The 1,325-nt window shown below is 36.3% G+C and carries 1 protein-coding gene; it reads right to left on the minus strand.

Features of this window, described 5'->3' with window-relative positions; translation table 11 throughout:
* Positions 1-50: 50 nt before the first annotated feature.
* Positions 51-1,223, minus strand: a complete 1,173-nt coding sequence (locus tag AC4FQV_RS11845) for an IS256-like element IS256 family transposase (RefSeq protein WP_000195429.1) — start codon at positions 1,221-1,223, stop codon at positions 51-53.
* Positions 1,224-1,325: the final 102 nt, after the last annotated feature.

The following is a 1,325-nucleotide window of genomic DNA, read 5'->3' on the forward strand; positions in this document are numbered from 1 at the left end:
AGTCAAGTCCAGACTCCTGTGTAAAATGCTATACAATGTTTTTACCATTTCTACTTATCAAAATTGATGTATTTTCTTGAAGAATAAATCCATTCATCATGTAGGTCCATAAGAACGGCTCCAATTAAGCGATTGGCTGATGTTTGATTGGGGAAGATGCGAATAATCTTTTCTCTTCTGCGTACTTCTTGATTCAGTCGTTCAATTAGATTGGTACTCTTTAGTCGATTGTGGGAATTTCCTTGTACGGTATATTGAAAGGCGTCTTCGAATCCATCATCCAATGATGCGCAAGCTTTTGAATATTTTGGTTGATCGATATAATCATGAATCAATCGATTTTTAGCCTCACGCGCTAAGTTAATATCTGTGAACTTAAAAATTCCTTTAACAGCTTCTCTGAAAGATTTTGAATTTTTTTTAGGAATGGTGGTAAAGATATTTCTTAGGAAGTGAACTTGGCATCTTTGCCAACTTACGTTGGTGAAGGATTTTCTAATGGCAGAGACTAATCCTTTGTGCGCATCAGAAATAACGAGTTCCGTACCTTGTAAACCGCGTTCTTTTAGGTATTCAAAAAATGTTGTCCAGGTCTCTTCGCTTTCGCCACTTTGAATCATGAAGCCGATAATTTCACGGTCGCCATCTTTGGTTATTCCAATCGCTATATGACAGCTTTTTGAGAGTACTCGATTTTCTTCTCGTACTTTTATATAGAGTACATCGGTCATTAAGTAAGGATAATTTTTTTCTGATAATAAACGATTCTGCCACTCGTTAACCATAGGTTCTAGCTGTTCTGTTAAGCTAGAAACGAAGGACTTAGAGACGGATTTACCACAAAGTTCTTCCACAATTTTTGATACTTTACGAGTTGAAACGCCTGATACATACATTTCCAACATTGAAGCCATGAGGGCTTTTTCGTTTCGTTGATAACGTTCAAACACTGTGGGTGAAAAATGGCCATCACGTGTTCTGGGTACTTTTAATTCTAGCGTGCCTACACGTGTCGTAAAGCTGCGCTCATAATAGCCATTTCGTTGACTTTGTCGGTTTTCTGTTCGTTCATATTCTTTTGCTTGAATATATTCTGTTCGTTGATTTTCCATTAGTTGATTAAATACCGTTGTTAAAATATTTTTAGAAACGTCATCCTTTACAGAATATTCAATAATGCTTTGAATCTCTTCGCTTTTCAGTGTAAAATGTACTTGGGTCATGTAAAAGTCCTCCTGGGTATGTTTTTGTCGTTAAAAACATTGTACCGTAAAAGGACTGTTATATGGCCTTTTTACTTTTACACAATTATACGGACTTTATCC

It is taken from the genome of Clostridium sp. TJA038 (genome assembly GCF_058310255.1).

What these genes read in the sequence shown, in the direction of transcription:
- AC4FQV_RS11845 (WP_000195429.1), bottom strand. Translation starts at nt 1,223, where the DNA reads ATGACCCAAGTACATTTTACACTGAAAAGCGAAGAGATTCAAAGCATT.